The sequence below is a fragment of the Lachnospira multipara ATCC 19207 genome (assembly GCF_000424105.1).
Classification (GTDB): Bacteria; Bacillota; Clostridia; order Lachnospirales; family Lachnospiraceae; genus Lachnospira; species Lachnospira multipara.
In genome coordinates, this window is the sequence record NZ_AUJG01000020.1 from 21,392 (window position 1) to 40,856 (window position 19,465).

Annotated in this window: 15 protein-coding genes; 4 read left to right on the plus strand and 11 right to left on the minus strand. The window is 35.2% G+C overall.

Annotated elements, in window-relative coordinates:
• Positions 1 to 83: 83 nt before the first annotated feature.
• From malQ to hpf, 5 genes are all read right to left on the minus strand, one after another.
• Positions 84 to 1,676: a 4-alpha-glucanotransferase gene (gene malQ / locus G600_RS0112350; RefSeq protein ID WP_027432182.1), complete on the minus strand. Its 1,593-nt coding sequence runs from the start codon at positions 1,674 to 1,676 to the stop codon at positions 84 to 86.
• Positions 1,663 to 2,157 (minus strand): chemotaxis protein CheW, encoded by a 495-nt coding sequence (locus G600_RS14630; protein WP_051195519.1) that lies wholly within the window; start codon positions 2,155 to 2,157, stop codon positions 1,663 to 1,665. The genes malQ and G600_RS14630 overlap by 14 nt, the downstream gene beginning before the upstream one ends.
• Positions 2,158 to 2,277: 120 nt before the next feature.
• Positions 2,278 to 3,411, minus strand: a complete 1,134-nt coding sequence (gene prfB / locus G600_RS0112360; protein ID WP_027432183.1) for a peptide chain release factor 2 — start codon at positions 3,409 to 3,411, stop codon at positions 2,278 to 2,280.
• Between the two features lie 120 nt (positions 3,412 to 3,531).
• The gene (gene secA, locus G600_RS0112365) at positions 3,532 to 6,096 is read right to left on the minus strand and encodes a preprotein translocase subunit SecA (RefSeq protein WP_027432184.1); all 2,565 of its coding nucleotides are present in this window, start codon (positions 6,094 to 6,096) and stop codon (positions 3,532 to 3,534) included.
• 335 nt (positions 6,097 to 6,431) lie between these two features.
• The gene (gene hpf, locus G600_RS0112370) at positions 6,432 to 6,962 is read right to left on the minus strand and encodes a ribosome hibernation-promoting factor, HPF/YfiA family (protein ID WP_027432185.1); all 531 of its coding nucleotides are present in this window, start codon (positions 6,960 to 6,962) and stop codon (positions 6,432 to 6,434) included.
• 1,019 nt (positions 6,963 to 7,981) lie between these two features.
• On the opposite strand from hpf, the gene ymfI reads away from it, so the two are divergent.
• Positions 7,982 to 8,710, plus strand: a complete 729-nt coding sequence (gene ymfI / locus G600_RS0112375) for an elongation factor P 5-aminopentanone reductase (protein WP_027432186.1) — start codon at positions 7,982 to 7,984, stop codon at positions 8,708 to 8,710.
• Positions 8,711 to 8,727: 17 nt separating this feature from the next.
• On the opposite strand, the gene G600_RS14635 is transcribed toward ymfI, so the two are convergent.
• Positions 8,728 to 9,663 carry a cation diffusion facilitator family transporter gene (locus G600_RS14635; protein WP_034246475.1) on the minus strand — a complete coding sequence of 312 codons (936 nt, stop codon included), beginning with the start codon at positions 9,661 to 9,663 and terminating at the stop codon, positions 8,728 to 8,730.
• Between the two features lie 147 nt (positions 9,664 to 9,810).
• On the opposite strand from G600_RS14635, the gene G600_RS0112385 reads away from it, so the two are divergent.
• A complete protein-coding gene (locus G600_RS0112385; RefSeq protein ID WP_027432187.1) occupies positions 9,811 to 11,304 on the plus strand; it encodes a serine hydrolase domain-containing protein in 1,494 nt (497 codons plus the stop codon).
• Between the two features lie 86 nt (positions 11,305 to 11,390).
• On the opposite strand, the gene G600_RS0112390 is transcribed toward G600_RS0112385, so the two are convergent.
• The 5 genes from G600_RS0112390 to G600_RS0112410 form a co-directional block, all read right to left on the minus strand.
• Complete coding sequence (locus tag G600_RS0112390) at positions 11,391 to 12,596, minus strand: glycosyltransferase family protein (protein ID WP_034246477.1); 1,206 nt, start codon at positions 12,594 to 12,596, stop codon at positions 11,391 to 11,393.
• Between the two features lie 59 nt (positions 12,597 to 12,655).
• Positions 12,656 to 14,632: an EAL domain-containing protein gene (locus G600_RS0112395; RefSeq protein ID WP_027432189.1), complete on the minus strand. Its 1,977-nt coding sequence runs from the start codon at positions 14,630 to 14,632 to the stop codon at positions 12,656 to 12,658.
• A gap of 191 nt (positions 14,633 to 14,823) precedes the next feature.
• A complete protein-coding gene (aroA, locus tag G600_RS0112400; protein WP_027432190.1) occupies positions 14,824 to 16,119 on the minus strand; it encodes a 3-phosphoshikimate 1-carboxyvinyltransferase in 1,296 nt (431 codons plus the stop codon).
• A gap of 67 nt (positions 16,120 to 16,186) precedes the next feature.
• A complete protein-coding gene (locus G600_RS0112405; protein ID WP_027432191.1) occupies positions 16,187 to 17,560 on the minus strand; it encodes a citrate/2-methylcitrate synthase in 1,374 nt (457 codons plus the stop codon).
• A 279-nt stretch (positions 17,561 to 17,839) separates the two neighbouring features.
• Complete coding sequence (locus tag G600_RS0112410) at positions 17,840 to 18,484, minus strand: YcxB family protein (protein ID WP_027432192.1); 645 nt, start codon at positions 18,482 to 18,484, stop codon at positions 17,840 to 17,842.
• 240 nt (positions 18,485 to 18,724) lie between these two features.
• Between G600_RS0112410 and G600_RS0112415 the strand changes: the two genes are divergently transcribed.
• A complete protein-coding gene (locus G600_RS0112415; protein ID WP_027432193.1) occupies positions 18,725 to 19,369 on the plus strand; it encodes an IS607 family transposase in 645 nt (214 codons plus the stop codon).
• Positions 19,370 to 19,388: 19 nt separating this feature from the next.
• The coding region (locus tag G600_RS16180) for a helix-turn-helix domain-containing protein (protein WP_334290766.1) at positions 19,389 to 19,465 on the plus strand (77 nt) is incomplete at its 3' end.

A 19,465-nucleotide genomic window follows, 5' to 3' on the forward strand; every position in this document is an offset into this window, starting at 1 on the left:
TTGCAGATTTATTGATATTTTAAAAAGTACAATCCGCCCTGTTAAAGGCGAATTGTACTTTACTTATTAATTTTCTTCTATTATCATACACGTTCTCTATCAAAAACGCTAGCGTAATATTTCATTACGTTAAGACATTTTTCATCAAGAGCACCTTTAGTCATACGCCACTTCCAGTTAGTTCCTGTGCTTGAAGGCATGTTAATTCTTGCATGATTATCAAGACCTAAAATGTCCCAGACGCCAAAAATTGTAAGGACTGCCACTGAACTATAGGCGGCTCTAAACATTTTATCCAAAAGCTCTTCCCTATTCTTAGTTCCTAAATAGTCAAAGGCGTAGGCAAGCTCGCTATCTGGCCTATCTTTAAAGAAGCCCACAATGGTTTCGTTATCATGGGTGCCTCCATAAACCACGCAATTTTTCTCATAGTTATAAGGCAAATGCGGATTATCCCTGCTGCCACCAAAGGCAAATTCAAGGACCTTCATGCCTGGATATCCGTTATATTCTAGAATTTCATTGACCTCTTCTAGATAGACGCCTAGATCTTCTGCTATAAGCTTCTTATCCCCAAGTTCTTCGTTAATGGCATCAAGAAGGGCTTGTCCTGGTCCTTTTTTGTAGCTTCCATTCTTTGCATTCTCGTCAGCCTCAGGAACTGTATAGTACTTTATAATGCCTAGGAAATGGTCGATTCTTATGACATCGTAGAGCTTAGTTTGCCATTTTACCCTATCTCTCCACCATTTAAAATCATCTTTTGCCATCTTATCCCAGTCGTAGAGCGGATTGCCCCACTTCTGGCCATCAGCACTAAAATCATCTGGTGGAACTCCTGCAACCTTAGTTGGCGTTAAGTTCTCATCCAATTGAAACTGCTCTTGGCCTGCCCAGACATCCACGCTGTCATAGCCCATATAGATTGGAATATCCCCAATAATTTCTATATCAAAGCTGTTGGCATAGGCCTTTAATTTATCCCACTGCTCAAAGAACTTATACTGGATAAACTGCCAGAAACATATCTCATCCTTTAGCTCTTCTTCCTTTGCTTTTAAGGCCTTTTCTTTTCTATAACGAAGATCATCCTCCCAGCTTGCCCAGGATTTGTGGTCGTTTTCAGCCTTTAAGGCCATATAAAGAGCGTAGTCTTCTAGCCATTTAGTTTCCTTTATGAATTTTGAAAATGCATCCGCTTTACTTTTGTCTGTCTTTATAAGCTCAAGGAAACGCTTAAAGGCAGTTCTTAGAATTGTATAGCGGTTTTTATACATTTTCTCATAACTAACGTATCTACTGTCCCCTAGTTTAATATCATAGGCTGTCTCATACTGTCCTAGTAGAGCTTGTTGCTCTGTTACTTCAACAGGGACAAAGCCATCGCCCCAGTCTAGGGCTAATACCTCAGACTTTAAGAGTAACTTCTCCTCAATTAAAATGTCTAGGTCGATAAAATATGGATTTCCTGCATTGGCTGAATAGGACTGGTAAGGGCTGTCGCCGTAGGTTGTTGGGCCAAGGGGCAAAACCTGCCAGTACTTGTGCTTGCTCTCCTTTACAAAATCCACAAATTCATAGGCTGCCTTTCCTAAGCTTCCTATGCCATAAGGCGATGGCAAGGAGCTTATGGGCATTAAAATTCCTGCACTTCTTTTAAATTTAGTCTTGTTCATTCTCCACCTCTTTATTAGCGGCCTCCTTCACCTTCTCGATGTCTGATAATTCTTCCTTTGAAAGAATGGCATCTACGTTTAGTAAAACCACTAATTTACCATTAATATTGGCTACTCTGTCAAAAACCTCTTCCCCTGGTTTTTTAGCTAATTCGGGCATTTCGCTAATGTTAGCGCTTTCCACATCCCCTATGTGTAAAACGCTATCTACTGTTATAGCTAATTTAGTATCTTTAGTTCTTATAACGATTATACTCTTATCGGCTGGATTAGTACTATCCCCGGCAAAAGTGAACTTCTTCTTTAAATCATAAAGAGGAATTACATCTCCTCGAAGATTAATAATACCTTCTACACAAGGAGATTCATTAGGTATTCTTACCGCTTTTACCTGTTTTTCAATTGATAGGATTAGACTTATATCCACGCCAAAGAGATGTCCATTTAATGAGAAAACAACTGGTTTGATGTAACTTGCCATGTATTATCCTCCTTGAATTAGCTTTCCTTTATAAGGATTTGTAGCTTTTATTTCTCCCGTTTATAACTAAAAATATTATAGCACATTTTATTAATAGTGAGAATATATTAGAATTCATATTTAATTGTCAGTTTCTTCGTTGGCCTTCTGGCCTGTGCTTATATAGATTAAATAAGCATTGATAAATGGATCAATATCTCCATCAAGAACCATCTGAGCGTTTCCAATATCCTTGGCTGTTCTGTGGTCTTTTACCATAGTGTATGGCTGTAAAATGTAACTTCTAATCTGACTTCCGAAATTGATATCCTTAACGTCTCCTCGAATATCTGCGGCATTCTTTGCATTTTCCTCTTGAGCAAGTAAATACAATCTAGACTTTAACATCTGCATAGCCTTGTCTTTGTTTTGATGCTGAGAACGCTCATTCTGACACTGTACTACAATTCCTGTTGGAAGGTGAGTAATTCTAATGGCAGAACTTGTCTTGTTGATATGCTGTCCACCGGCACCACTTGAGCGGTATGTATCTATTCTTAAATCATCGTCGTTGATTTCAATGTCAATATCCTTGTCAATATCTGGCATGACATCACAGGAAACAAAAGATGTCTGTCTCTTGCCTGCTGCATTAAATGGAGAAATTCTAACTAGTCTGTGGATGCCATGTTCTGACTTTAAATGTCCATAGGCATTATCACCTGAGATTTCAATAGTTACAGACTTAATTCCTGCTTCTTCACCATCAAGGTAATCAATGATTTCATAGCTGTAATCATGCTTTTCTGCCCATCTTGTGTACATTCTATAAAGCATCTGACACCAGTCGCAGCTCTCAGTTCCACCTGCTCCTGCATGAAGAGTAAGAATGGCATTGCAGCTATCATATTCGCCGGATAAAAGAGTTTCAATTCTTAGATTATCCATGTTAGTCTCTAGCTTACTAAGCTCCTCTTCTACTTCTGCTACAAGGGAAGTATCTTCGTCTTCTTCGGCCATTTCAATTAAAGTCTTAATGTCTTCAAGACTTTGCTTTAGGGCGTCGTAATTCTCAAAGCTAGACTTTAAGCTCTTTAATTCCTTCATCTCTTTATTGGACTTGTCGGGATTGTCCCAAAAGCCTGGAGCTTCCATATCTGCTTCTATCTCTTCTATTCTTTTTGCCTTAGAATCAAGATCTAATGATTCCTTAATTCTTTTAAGGGGATTTTCTAGGGCTTCTAATTTTAATTTAAACTGATCGTATTCAACCATAATGGCTCCTTTAAATTATCTCTTATTTAGATTACATATTATCTTTTTATCAAAAATAATTGTAAAAAGCAAGGACAGTTAAATGTCCTTGCCTTAAATCTTAATTATATCTAATTACTATTATGCTCTACCGCAGCAATTCTTATACTTCTTACCGCTTCCACATGGGCATGGGTCGTTAGGGTAAATCTTCTTATCTACTCTCTTAACTGGTGCCTTAACAGATGGACCGTCGTCCTTATTAGTTCCTGTAACCTTAGCAACCTGTTCTCTTTCAACCTTCTGCTCAACCTGTACATGCATAAGAAGTCTTACTGTATCTTCTGTAATGCCTTCTGTCATTTCGTTGAACATGTCATAACCCATCATCTTATACTGAACAACTGGGTCTTTCTGACCGTAAGCCTGTAAACCGATACCCTGCTTTAACTGATCCATATCATCGATATGATCCATCCACTTTCTATCAATTACCTTAAGTAAGATAACACGCTCGAATTCACGAATCTGCTCTGCTTCTGGGAACTGAGCTTCCTTTTCTTCGTAAAGTCTTACAGCCTTTTCCTTAAGATCTTGCATAAGCTCGTTCTTAGTCTTTATATTCTCATCTGGATAAACCTTTGGAAGTGGAATTGTAGGAATTAATAATTCATTAATAGCTTCATAATCCCAATCTTCGTAATCGGCATCTTCGTTGACTGTACGATTAATTACATTTTCAACAAAGTCAGTAATCATCTTAATGATTGACTTACGCATGTTCTCACCATCAAGAACCTTACGTCTTTCAGCATACATAATTTCACGCTGTTCATTCATTACCTGATCGTATTCAAGTAAGTGACTTCTGATACCGTAGTTGTTAATTTCAATCTTCTTCTGAGCTGATTCAATGGCACGGCTAAGCATCTTGTGCTCAAGCTGTTCGTACTCATCAACACCAAGTCTATTAAAGGTATTAATTAAAGTCTCCTGTGCAAAGAGTCTCATTAAATCATCTTCAAGAGATAGATAGAATCTTGATTCACCAGGATCACCCTGACGACCTGCTCTACCACGGAGCTGGTTATCAATACGTCTTGAATCATGTCTTTCTGTACCAATAATCTTAAGACCGCCTGCTGCTCTTGCTTCTTCATCAAGCTTAATATCAGTACCACGACCTGCCATGTTAGTAGCAATTGTTACAGCACCATGCTGACCTGCTTGAGCAACAATTTCAGCTTCCTGCTCATGGAACTTAGCATTCAATACGTTATGAGGAATGCCTTCCTTTGTAAGCATCTTGCTAAGTAATTCTGATGTCTCGATTGTAATTGTACCTACTAAGACTGGCTGTCCCTTAGCATGAGCTTCCTTAACAGCATTAACTACTGCTGCGAACTTACCCTTCTTAGTCTTAAATACTGCATCGTTTAAATCCTTTCTAAGAACTGGCTTGTTAGTTGGAACTTCTACTACATCAAGGCCATAGATATCTCTAAATTCCTTCTCTTCTGTAATAGCAGTACCTGTCATACCTGCCTTCTTAGCAAATTTATTAAAGAAGTTCTGGAAAGTGATTGTAGCAAGAGTCTTACTTTCTCTCTTAACCTTTACCTTCTCCTTAGCTTCAATAGCCTGATGAAGACCATCTGAATAACGACGACCTGGCATGATACGTCCTGTAAATTCATCAACGATTAATACTTCATCATCCTTAACTACATAATCCTTATCTCTATGCATAAGGTAATTAGCACGAAGAGCTAATGTTACATTATGCTGAATCTCTAAGTTTTCTGGGTCTGCGTAGTTGTCGATGTGGAAGAACTGCTCAACCTTGTGAACACCCTGTTCTGTTAAGTTAACAACCTTATCCTTCTCATTAACGATAAAGTCGCCATCTTCTTCAATTTCTTCCTGCATCATGTACTGCATCTTAGTCATCTCGCCCTTGTATTCACCCTGCTTTAATTGACGAGCAAGTACATCACAAAGCTCGTAAATCTTAGTAGACTTACCTGACTGACCTGAAATAATAAGTGGTGTTCTAGCTTCATCAATAAGAATTGAATCCACCTCATCGATGATGCAGTAATTTAACTTACGTAAAACAAGCTGTTCCTTGTAAATTGCCATGTTATCACGAAGGTAATCAAAACCAAGTTCGTTGTTAGTTACATAAGTAATATCACAAGCATAAGCTTCTCTTCTTTCATCTGGCTTAAGGTCGTGAAGTACAATACCTACCTTTAAACCTAAGAACTCATGAATCTTACCCATCCATTCAGCATCACGCTTTGCTAAGTAGTCATTAACTGTTACTACTAAAACGCCTTCTCCTGTAAGGGCATTAAGGTAAGATGGTAATGTACAAACAAGTGTCTTACCTTCACCAGTACGCATCTCAGCAATACGTCCCTGGTGGAGAATAATACCACCAATGATCTGTACTCTATAATGTTCCATACCAAGAACTCTCTTAGAAGCTTCTCTTACTGTTGCAAAAGCCTCTGGTAAAATGTCGTCTAATGTTTCCCCTTTAGCTAATCTATCCTTGAATTCTCTTGTTTTAGCCTGTAATTGCTCATCTGATAATTTGCTAAATTCATCTCTTAGCGCCTCTACCTTATCAGCAATTGGAGTTATTCTTTTAAGCTCACGTTCACTGTGAGTACCAAAAATTTTCTGAGCTAATCCCATTATTTTACGCTCCTTTTAATTCCTCTAGTGCATCGTTTCAGCCAAATTAAGGCAAAAACGAAATTGGAAAATTTGCACAATTAACAAGTTTTCACACGTTTGTAATTGTAACATTTTGTTAGGTTATACGCAAGTTTTCACGGGGGCTATGAATATTAAATAAAGATAAAGATAAAGGGCATACTTAAAAATTTAAGTATGCCCATAAATATTAATTATATAACTAAGTCTTCCTCTTCCTCTTATTTTAGATAACCAACCCAGTCTTTAGATTACCTAAACAGTTTTTGTTTAATTAGGATTGACTTAGCCAATTCACTAATTAAGTAAAATTACTAGTCTAATTCTGGTTCAATAAGACCATATGTGTTGCCCTTTCTCTTATAGACAACATTAACTTCTTCTGTCTCTGCATTAAAGAATACAAAGAAGTCATGTCCAAGTAATTCCATCTGTACACAAGCTTCTTCTGGATCCATTGGCTTAATGCCGAATCTCTTAGTACGGATGATCTTTACTTCTTCCTCATCCTCTACTTCCTTTTCAACGAATTCCTTAGTGAAGCTTGCATGATTGTTCTGCTTATCAACAATCTTGTTCTTATATTTCTTTAACTGACGTTCAATGACTTCTTCTACTAAGTCAATTGAAACGTACATATCATTACTTACCTCCTCGGCTCTAACGATATTTCCCTTTACAGGAATAGTAACCTCAATCTTCTGTCTTTCTTTCTCAACACTTAATGTAACATTGACTTCTGTCTCAGGAGCAAAAAATCTGTCTAACTTTCCTAGTTTATCTTCTACTGCTGACTTCAAACCCTCTGTAATATCAATATTTCTACCTGTTATAATAAAACGCATGATGTCCAACTCCTTTACATTAGATTGTCGTGGGAAAAACAACTTCACATGTACTAATATCAAACATCTCAATTACTATTCAAACCCCATGAATAAATGTTAATTGAAATGCCTAACCTCTTAAAAACCTCCTTAACACAAATCCCATATGTAAGTTTCACGACTGTTAGATACATATTGTATCTTTATGTGTATATTATACCATATTTACGTATTTAAACAAGTTTAGAACTTATGAACTTTATGTAAATTTTGGAACTGCTTTTCCACTTAGTTTTACCCACTATGTTGATAACTTATTTAAAATATTAGTTCCAAAGTACTAGTATATTTTTCGAAAATGTGGACAAGTCCTATAAGTCTTCTCCTAACTGGCTTTGAACTTGTGGATTATTTACTACCAGTGTGGATAAGTATATTTTTAATTAATACCATTGAACCAATTAGTTATGCTTATTTACTATTTTTAATTAAAAACTAGTACTAGGGTACCGCAAAATTGCTGGTTCATCTCTTAGTCAAAATGTCAAACCCTATTTTTAGATTCTCACTTTTTAACAAAATTCATTTCCTACTTTTAGGGGAATAAATTTAGGTTTAATATTCCACTTTTTAATTGTGGATAAAGTGGATAACTTTGTGGTTAAGTCCAAAAGCCCTTGAAATCAGGGCTTTTGCGCTGTGGATAAGTCTAAAGTTTCCACATTTATAATATCAAGACTATTTTAAATAATTTTAATAGAAAGGATATTTTTTGTAAAAGATGCACAAAAAAATAAAAATCAATAGTAACTTTTGTTATATTTAATCGTTCTTCTTTACTTTAGATATAAAAATCTAATAGAAATAATAAACATTATCAACAATAGAAAGCATAAGCTTTGTGGATAAGTTTTCCACAATCATTATAGCTATACATTTTTAATGGCATAAATAGGGAGTTTTTGATATAATCTAGAAAATAAAATGCAATATTAAATCCGCTTTAAATAGGGATAAATACTAGAAAGGACTAAAAAATGAGTCGAAATATAATTATTACAGGTGCCTCTAGAGGAATTGGAAAAGCTATTGCTAAAAACCTAGCTGGCCCTGATACAAATATTCTTATTAGCAGTTTTCACAATTCAAGCCTTTTAGAGGAGACTAAGAAAGAATTATCGTGCATTTCTAATAAAGTCATTAGTTTTACAGGTGACATGGGAAATTACGAAGATGTGGAAAAGATGTTTGATCTTGCCCTAAAGGAATTTGGCAGTGTGGATGTGTTGATTAACAATGCTGGTATTTCTATGGTGGGGCTTTTCCAGGATATGTCTTATAAGGAGTGGCAAGAGATTCTTAATACTAATCTTGGTTCTGTTTATAACTGCTGCCACTTTGCTGTAAATGACATGATTAAAAGACATGAGGGTAAGATTATTAATATCTCTTCTGTCTGGGGGCTTTACGGGGCTAGCTGTGAGGTGGCTTATAGTGCTACTAAGGGTGGCGTGGATGCCTTTACTAAGGCCTTAGCTAAGGAACTTGCCCCAAGCAATATTCAGGTTAATGCCATTGCCTGTGGCGCCATTGATACAGAGATGAATGGCCATTTATCAAAGGAAGAGCTAGAAGAACTCGCCCTTGAAATTCCTGAAGGAAGACTAGGGGATCCTAGCGAAGTTGCAGAACTTGTAAGAAAAATACTTGAGTCACCTAGCTATTTAACTGGTCAGATTATTCAGTTTGATGGTGGATGGATTTAAGATTTACTTAGATTAAACTAATTATTATGCTTATAGCCAATATCTATAGGGTCTGCGTGAATACTTACATAGCACTTAAACTCTTCTGATATCTGCTTTTCTATTGCGTCCACGCAGTCGTGGGCAGTGACTAGGTCAAGGTCCTTGTCGATCTCTGCATGAAGGGATACAAATTTTCTACCAGGACCGTAATCGTGAACGATAAGGTCATGGAAACCATAAATCTTATTATTAGATAAAACTATTCTTTTAATTCCGGAAACCATTTTTTCATCGGGGGCTTTACCAAGTAGCGGTGAAACCGTGTCTCTAATAGTGCAAACTCCAGCGATTAGTACAAGGATTGCCACAAGGGCACCTGCATAAGCATCAAAGTTAAAGTTTGAAAAGCTTGTTAGAATAACTGAAATTAAAACCACAGATGTTGCAAGGACATCATTTCTTGAGTCGCTAGCAGTGGCAAGCATAGTTGTGGAATTAAATTTGTGGCCTAGCTTGTTATTAATAAGGGCTAGGAAGACTTTAGCAAGGATGGAAAATACTAAGATTACAATGGATACAATGCTAAAGATAACCTTGTCTGGATGAATTATCTTTAAAACTGAAGTGTGTAGTAATTCCGCTCCCATAAGTAGGATAAGTTCAGCTACTACAAGGCCTGCAATATATTCCATACGGCCGTGGCCATAAGGATGTTCTTTATCTGCCGGCTTTCCAGCCATTTTAAATCCTATTAGGGTGACAATTGAAGAGGCAGCATCGGAAAAGTTGTTAGCTGCATCTGCTGTAATTGAGACAGCCCCTGTAATAAAACCGGCTACTAGTTTTAAAATCACAAGGCATAGGTTTACAACAATACCTACAATTCCTGTAAATATGCCTACTCTAGACCTTTTACTGGTCTCGTCTAAATTTTCATAATCCTTTATACATCTTGACAAAATAGTGTCCATAAAATACCTCTGAAATTAAATCGTATACAATCTATTTTTAATATAATATAAAATGCATCAATATTCAAGTTGAAAACTTGATTTGTAACTTGCTAATACATATAATTGTTTTATGTAATGCGGGATTTTTATGGAGGTTACTTACTTATGACTGAATTTTTTAAACAAGCTAAGGCAAAAGAGCTTGGAATTCCTAATGAGTATATTATGAATTTTTCTAAACGCCTTGAAGAAAAACATTTGCCGATGCATTCAATTATGCTAATGCGTCATGACAAATTAATCTATGAATCTTTCTATGCCCCTTATACTAGGGATTCGCTACATAGAATGTTTTCTGTAACTAAGTCTTTTGTATCCCTTGGAATTGGTCTTTTAATTGAAGAAGGAAAATTATCTCTTGATGATCACATCGTGGATTTTTTCCCAGATAAATTGCCTAAGGGAGAGGTGCATCCTTTCCTTAAGATGATGACAATTAGGGATATGCTTGAGATGAAGTCTTGTCATAGATTTACAACCTATAAGGCTACTGGTGTTTCTGACTGGCTAGGTTCATTTTTTACAACAAAGCCAACTCATGTGCCAGGCACTAACTTTGCCTATGATACAAGTTCGACTCACACTTTAGGGATCTTAATTGAGAGACTTTCTGGTAAGAATTTCTTTGATTATTTAAGAGATAAATTCCTTAATGAGCTAGAGTTTAGTAAGGAGGCTTATGTCTTAACAGACCCAACTAATATGAGCATGGGTGGTTCTGGACTTAACTGTTCAAGCCTTGATTTACTAAAGGTTTTCTATCTTGTAGTTCATAAGGGTGACTGGTTTGGAAAGCAGCTTCTTCCAAAGGAATATATTGAGGATGCCATTAGTTGTCATTCTGATAACTGGGCAAAGTCTGATACTTTAGAAGAGATGCAGGGCTATGGCTATCAGTTCTGGCGCACAAGTCATGGGGGATACGCAATGTATGGCATGGGCGGTCAGTTGGCAGTTTATGTGCCAGATAAGGACATTATTCTTATTACTACTGCAGATGCCCAAGGTCGAAAGGGCGGCGTTCAGCTAATCTATGATAGTTTCTGGGAGGAAATTGTTGATAAATTAGATGCGCTTGAAAATGTATCAAATAAGGATGGGCTAAACAAAGTCTTTGACAGTGTTTCTGATGAAGAACTAGAGACTTATGCTAATTCAAGAAAGCTTGAGATTATGGAGCCTTCTATGATTGAAGCTAATAAGTGTGCCCACTTCCTTAATAAGATAAACAAGAGAAGTTATGAAGCACTAGATGAAAATGTATGCACTATTAAGAAGTTTTCAATTGATATAAATGAGGACAAGTCAGAGGGCTGCTTTAATTATACTAACGCCTACGGTGACTTTAGCCTTAGATTTGGATTTGGCAAGAATATTATTCAACAGTTTGCAAACTATGATTTAAGAGTTGCAGCTAGTGCTAGTGTTCGTTCTGAATCCCTACTTGATATAAAGATTCAAGTTATTGATGAAGTACTTGGTAATATCTACTTTGCTCTTAACTTTAAGGATCCTTATATTACAGTTATGATGAGAAAAATTGAAGAACATACCTTTGAGGAATACGATGGTGTCTTCTCAGCTAAATTAGTGGATTAAGATTAAAGGTAATTTGGGGCCGGCTAATGCCGGTCCTTTTTTATTGTGCTTTCTGATTATTCTTTATTATTCTTTATTATTATTTACTACTCTTTATTTCCTGCTATGCAATCTAGGATATCCCCTATTCTTTGGCAATAGCTGTGATATTTTTTAACTCTTTCAAAGCCAGACCTAGCAATTTCTTTTCTTTCCTTCTCATGCTCAAGATAGTAAAGGCTCTTAGTTACTGCCTCATCTATGCTTTCAAAGACCACGAGGTCCTCCCCTATCTTAAAATAATCCTCTAATTCTATCTGTTTATTGGTAAGTAAAAAGCCACCAGAAGCTAGCACATCCCAGACTCTTAAAGGAATACCTGTTCTTATATTTCTAAGGCTTATATTAAGATTAATCTTAGATTGTCTAAAGATTTCTGGCATCTCTATATTGTAGTCTACGGTGTTGTGAAGAATTACATTTTCTAAATTATTATCTGTGTCGTCTGTAAAAAGGTCCACCTTGTAGCCGTAGTTTTTTAGGGCTGCTGCTAGGGCATTAAGGATAACCACTCTTTCAATGTTTGCTAGCTTAAAGCCTAAAAAGGTGTTAGTAAAGATTGTAAGGATATCTGAAAAAGAGCCCTCGCTTTGCTTAAAATCTGTGATTTCAAGAAGTTTTGTTAAGAGCTCAACAGATAGGGAATTATCTATAATATCCATGCCTGGGCTAAAGAGCTGCTCTTTTAAAACCTCATTAAAATAATTCTTTAAATCCTCATCCAATTTATCTTTAATATTGTCATAGGAATTTCTGTGATACATGCCCCCAACAAAGGATAGGTCGTATTTATAATCCTTTATATCAAGGCATGAAGGAATATTACTCTTTTCTAGCTGACTTTCAATCCTTTTTGCATTTGCCCCTAAAGGAAGATAGAAAAGATGCTCAAGCTCTAATTCCTTTAGCTGGTAATAGAAAAATTTATCAAAGACAAATATGTAATTGCAAGGATTGTAAATGGAATTATGATATAGGGAAATTAGCGGAGAATCCACTGTATAGCTTATATAGATTATGCCTAGTTTGTTGCAGATTTCTGATATATGAGCAAAATAATTAAAGGAGAAGACCATATCAACTCCTTTAATTATATTAGTCAGCTCATTATTATCATGAAATTTAAGGCCTTTGGCTTCATCAAGATATACCGATGGTTCTTCGTATTCTACAACCTCGTAGCCATAGTCAAAGAAAGCCTCGGCTATATCTTCCTGATTAAAGACCTTCCACTTATAAATTAATACTTTCATAGCCAATCCCCCAAGTAAAGCTATCCACATATTGAATTTTTCGTATATTTAATTATATTTTATTGCTTTTTGTTAAAATAATCAACTAAGTTCTCAATAGGCACTGGTCTTGAGTAATAATAACCCTGAATACTTTCAAAGCCCTTATTTACTGCAAATTCCACCTGTGTTATTGTCTCAACTCCCTCAACTAAGGTATTAATGCCTCTCTTCTTAACTAAGCTAATTAACGCATCAAGCATCTCTTCTGTTTCCTTATTAGCTAAGGCTTTATAAAAAATACTCTTATCAAACTTAATAGTTGAAAACTCACTATCTGTCATTCTATCTAAGTTAGAATAACCTGTACCATAATCATCAAGATAGAATCTAATGCCTGAGTCTTTAAGCTTTCTTATGTTCTTAGTCATGATTTCAGTATCCTCAAACATGGCGCTTTCAGTGATTTCAAGTCTGATCTTATCATAAGAAATATTGTAAGAATCTAGTATTCCTAAAACCTCTGCGGCAAATTGCTCATCTGATAATTCTCCCGCAGAAATATTAATTGTTATAGCATCAAATTCTGAATCCTTTAATTCATTATTAATTGCCTCTGCTACCTTATGTATCATTGCTAGACTTAAGCTATGAATATAACCTCTTTCTTCCGCAATGGGAATAAATTTAATTGGAGGAACATTAACTCCATTAATCTGAAGTCTTACAAGTGCCTCTGCGGTTTTATATTTATTCTCGTCTACATTAAGAATAGGCTGAGCATAACAAACAATTCTTGGATCCTTGTATTTTTTGTTTTCTCTAATATCCTCAAATATTTCTATAACTTTTCTTTCTAATAAAAAGCCTTTATAGTTTTGTGGTTCTGCTAGCACAAATTGGTTCTTATTACCTTTTTTAATATATTTTAAATTCATATATGAAACAAAGTCCTTAACGTCTTTAATAGACTTTATATTAGTATCGCTTTTAAACAAAATATATTTAGCATAGGTTATCTCATCATAAGTGTTAGTTGTAGTTTCCTGTAAATTAGACAATACAGCTACAAATCTGTCGTATTCTCTATTTCGTTTAGTCTCGTCTATAGATAATTTTTTCAAAACTATAAAATCTGTTGCACTGTATTGGTACATGCTTACATTTTTTATATTCTTAAAAATATAATTACAAGCCCTAGAAATCGCTGATTCTATAGTATCTGATTTATTATCATCTATTGTAAGTGCTACCTGCGGATAAGACATATGCGCATAGGCAAATTCATTTTTAGTTGCAAATAATAATTTCAAGCTTGTTTTTAGTGATGATAGATTCTGACATCCTGTTATTTCATCCACCGGATTAGAATGATGAAGCATATAAAAGATAGTAAAACTAATAACATAAGATGCACTAATTAAAATTGTTTTTTCAGTAAAATATTGATACAACAATAAAATTACATCAATACTTGAAAAAATATAAATATTAGTTAGTACAAAGCGAGCTATATTTTTTCTATTATCGAATGAAGCTAATAATGTAAGTAAATACATTGCTATACCGTAAAGAGTTAATAATTTAATTAAACCAATAATCTGTAGGTTTTCGTTTTGGATTTCGACTAAGTAACCTTTTATGTACAAAATCGCTGCGACAATTAAAAATATAATCTGATAAACCAAAGTCATCATGAAAATATATTTCCTCTGTCTTATCCTATTATGGCCAAGTAATACAGTATATACATAATGAGCCTGCATTATAGAACCAAAAGCCAAAATAACCAACCAAGTTACAATCTGGATAGTAGGGGTTAGACTTTTTAAGTTACCATGATCCGTCAAGTTAACTAGATATAAAATTAAGAATATCTCAATTACCGAAGTAACTAAACCAAATAATAATAATGGAAAACCATGTGTATTCTTAGGTCTGGTAAATAGCATGAAAAATATCATTATAATTGCAATACCTAAGCACATGTATTCCACGCCTACTCCATAAGAAGCGATATTCTTATATTGGTCTATGCTAAAAATTGCATGTTCCATAATATAATATCCTCTATATATTAAATTTTTCTCTCCCACAATTTATGTATTATACTTAAAGTATGATTTTAATTCAAGCAAATTTTATATTTTTTTCTAATAAATTAAGAAACTGCCGAAAGATTTCTTATGCCAAACTAGAATAAATCTAGCCTACCTAAGAAACTCGGCAGTTTTAGTTTATAAAAATTTTATTGTCTACAAGCTGTTTCTAATACATGGAAGTAATTCTCAAAGGTCTTACCACAACATTCATAATTATCAATCTCGATACCATCAATTAGTAAGCCAATTAGGGCAAAGGACATAGCCATTCTATGATCATCATGAGTATCTACAAGTCCTGGTGTTGGCTTGCCCGGCATAATTTCAATTCTATCTCTGCCTTCCTTAACATCTATACCTAGGTTGTTAAGTTCTGAAACCATACTTGCAATTCTATCAGACTCCTGTAGTCTTATATGCTCGATGTTTCTAATGCAAGTGGCTGTCTTTGCAAATGGAGCAATAGCCGCAAGGGTCATAGACTGATCTGAGAAATCATTCATATCTACGTCAATTCCGCTAAACTCTCCATTAACTGGACCAGTTACACAGATTCCTTCTCTCTCCTCAGTTACTGCACAGCCTAACTGCTTTAAGACATCAAGGAACTTCATGTCTCCCTGCATTACGTTAGAATGTACATTCTTAACTAGGGCTCTACCTCCTGTAATTGCAGCGGCTGCATAAAAATAGCAAGCTGCAGATACATCTGGCTCAATCTGGTAAGTTCTTGATCTATAATGCTCACCTGCTGGCACATCATAACTTGCGCCATCATGGAATACTTCGCAACCAAACTGGCGCATCATATCCATAGTAATATTGATATAAGAACCTGAAGTCTTCTTTGAGGTAATTAAAACTCTTAAGCCATTAGATAGCATTGGTGCTGTCATAAGGAGGGCACTTAAAAACTGAGTACTCTCGCTAATATCAATGGATACTTCACTTTCTGGTGTCTTACCATTAGCTTTAGCACCTACTACCTTAACGGGTAAATGTCCTTTTTCTTCAAGATATGTAAAACTTGCTCCTAAGCTTTCTAGTGCTTCAAATAAAGGAAGCATAGGTCTTCTCTTCATCTGCTCAGAAGCATTGATTGTATATTCTCCGTCTGATAAGGCAAGCATTGATGTTAAAAATCTAGCTGCTGTTCCTGCTGAACCAACATCAATTGTAGCTTCCTTCTTAGGAATATCTCCATCACATCCGCATACTGTTACGTAGTGATCTACTTCATTAACCTGTAATTTAAAACCTAGTGATAATAGACTTGTTATAAAATGTCTAGAATCATCTGAAAATAATACACCATTAAGGGTACACTCTTCGTTAGATAGGGCTGCAAGTAAAAGGGCTCTATTAGTGACACTCTTAGAACCTGGAACCTCAACTACAGCATTAAAGGGATGTGTTATTGGTTTAACTTTATATCTTGACATGTTCGACTCCTCTAAAATTTAATCCTTGTAGATTAAATTATTTATGTCCATTCTACAAAAGTAAGAGTTATCTCTCATCTATTGTTGTATATGGTCTGTGATGACCAACGTACTTATAGGCTGGACGAATAATCTTTCCTGCATTAACTAACTCCTCTAGTCTATGAGCACACCAACCTGAAATTCTTGCAGTTGCAAACATTGGTGTAAACATTTCCTCTGGAATACCTAACATAGTATAAACCAAACCACTATAAAAATCTACATTAGCACAGACTGGTTTGAACATTTTTCTCTTAGCCATAATAAGTTCGCCAGCTTCCTTCTCCACTGTCTCGTAAAGGGCAAATTCCTTAGTCATACCCTTCTCTTCAGAAAGCTTCTTAGCAAAGCTCTTTAGGATTACTTCTCTTGGATCTGAGTTTGTATAAACTGCGTGACCCATACCATAAATAAGACCTGCTCCATCAAAGGCTTCCTTATCAAGAATCTTATTAAGGTAAGTCTTAATAGACTCAGTATCTGACCAATCACTTACATGCTCCTTAATGTCTGTAAACATCTCCTGAACCTTTAGGTTTGCACCACCATGCTTAGGTCCCTTAAGGGATGCAATAGAAGCTGCGATTGCTGAGTATGTATCTGTTCCTGATGATGTAACTACGTGAGTTGTAAATGTAGAGTTATTACCACCACCATGCTCTGCATGAAGTACAAGACAGATATCAAGTACCTTAGCCTCAAGCTCAGAGAAGTTACCATCATCTCTTAACATATATAAAATATTCTCGGCTGTAGAATATCCCTTCTTTGGATTCTTAATCATAAGTGTTCCATCAAGACGGAAATGTCTAAAAGCCTGATATGCATAAACTGTTAAAAGTGGCATCTTAGCAATAAGCTGTAAGCTCTGTCTAAGTACGTTAGGTACTGAAGTGTCATCTGGGTGCTCATCATAAGAATATAAGCTTAAGATGGACTTCATAAGGGAATTCATTAGGTTGTCTGAAGTTGCCTTCATAATAACATCACGAATGAATGCTCCTGAAAGTTCCTGCAAATCAGTCTGGATACGGACAAATCTCTTTAAATTCTCTTCCTTTGGTAATGAACCAAATAATAATAAATAAGTTGCCTCTTCGAAACGGAATCTATCTGTCTTAGAGTTCTTAATTAAATCTTCTACATTATAGCCTTGAAAATATAATTCTCCATCAACAGGGATCTTTCGTCCATTAATACTTTGGTTTCCAAGTACATCTGATATCTCTGTAAGGCCTGTAAGAACACCATTACCGTTACTATCACGTAAGCCACGCTTAACATCGTACTCTATGTATAAATTCTGGTCTATTGAACCTGAAGCAGTAACTTCCTTTACTAACTCCTCAAACTCACTATTATCGACCGTTGTGAGTTCCATCATTTCCTGATTGTTCATGGGCGATCCTCCTTGTTATATATCTTGCATGAATATAAAAAGAAAAGCTATTACTTCCTCACTAATAGCTCATAATTTTAAAGTGATTAGACAACTCCCAATTGTTGTCTGACATCATGCGGTGTCCTATGTATTATGTGATAAAGTGGGGATATTGTCAAGCAATTCCCCACTTTTTCTTAATAATATTATGTTATTTCTTATTTTACTTTATAATCTTTTGTCTTTCCTTAATTTTCTAAGGTCTTATTTTGAACGCAGTGTAAGCAATCCCACGCTTTACAGTTTAGCCTGATGATCTTCATTTTCAATATCAAGTTGTGTAACGTAAGAATCATCTATGCTATCTTCGTTAATCTTAATTACATCCTTTTTTGCCTTAGTTTCCTTAGCCTCAGTTCTAGTGGAAAGAATAGCATTAGCTAGTTCTAGTAAGTCCTTATCGCTAGCACTTGTAAAGCCCTTACGAGATAGACTTAGGCAGTCCTCATTACTAAAGAAAATGTAGATGTAATCCGAGTCTTTTTCCACTCTAAGGACGTCGTCCCATTTTAAAAGGTCCACATCCTTATCGGCATCTTCAACCTTAATGGTATCTGAGTCAATTTCATAGTTAAACTCCACACCTATCATGTTCTTATAGAGGTTATTAAAGCGTCTCTTGTTGTCCCTATCCATTAGATACATGCCAATAAATAGGAAAACCGCTGCTGCCACAGCATAAAAGACTGTTAGGAAAATGTCCTTACTATCATCATTAGTCACAAACAGGACCATGTATCTTACAAAAAGCATAAGAAAAATAAGTCCTGCAAGGTTATATATAAGTTTGAATTTCTTGTATTTTTCATTAGTAAAATTACTGGCTCTATTAAGACCCTCAAGTGTTTCTTTAGTAAACACTGTAGTATTCTTTATAAGCATATAGACCTCCCAAAAATGTACTTTTATGCACATATTTTTTCTGATATAATCATATTATATTTTATAAATATAATCTATTTTACCACATTTTCATGGACTTATAAATCCTTAATTATTTTGTAGTAAATGGATATTATTATGGAGGTTGATGATAGTTAAGTAAAACTTATAAAAGTATATAAAATACTGTTGAGTTTTATAAGTTATTAGTATAGAATAATATTGAAAGGAAGTGCTATTTTGAACAAATATTATTCTATACATGAATTTTCAAAAATCATAGGCGTATCAGCGCAGACATTACGGAATTGGGATTCCAATGGAAAACTTCATCCTCATCATACTACAGCAAGTGGCTATAGATATTATTCCGATGAACAACTTAATCAAGTAATGAATATAAAGCCTAAAAATCGCGTTACAATCGGTTATTGTCGTGTATCTAGCCATAAGCAAAAAGATGATTTAGAGCGACAGATTTATAACGTAAAAACATATCTTATGGCAAAAGGACAACCGTTTGAGATAATAACTGATATAGGTTCTGGTATTAATTATAAGAAAAAAGGACTTCAAGAACTGATTAAACGTATATCTCAAAATCAAGTAGAAAGAGTTGTTGTTTTACATAAAGATAGACTTTTACGATTTGGTTTCGAGTTGGTCGAATATATAGCTTCGTTGTATAACTGTGAAATTGAGATTATTGACAATACTGAGAAATCTGAACAGCAAGAGCTTGTTGAAGATTTGGTACAAATAATCACAGTATTCAGTTGTAAATCACAAGGCAAAAGAGCTAATAAAGCTAAGAAACTTGTCCAAGAATTGATTCAATGGGAGGAGAGTAATGATAAAGGCAATAAAAGTAATGTTGATACCTAATAACGTGCAACAAACGAAAATGTTTCAGTACGCAGGTGCAGCAAGATTTGCTTTTAATTGGGCTTTAGCTAAGGAAAAAGAAAACTACGAAAAAGG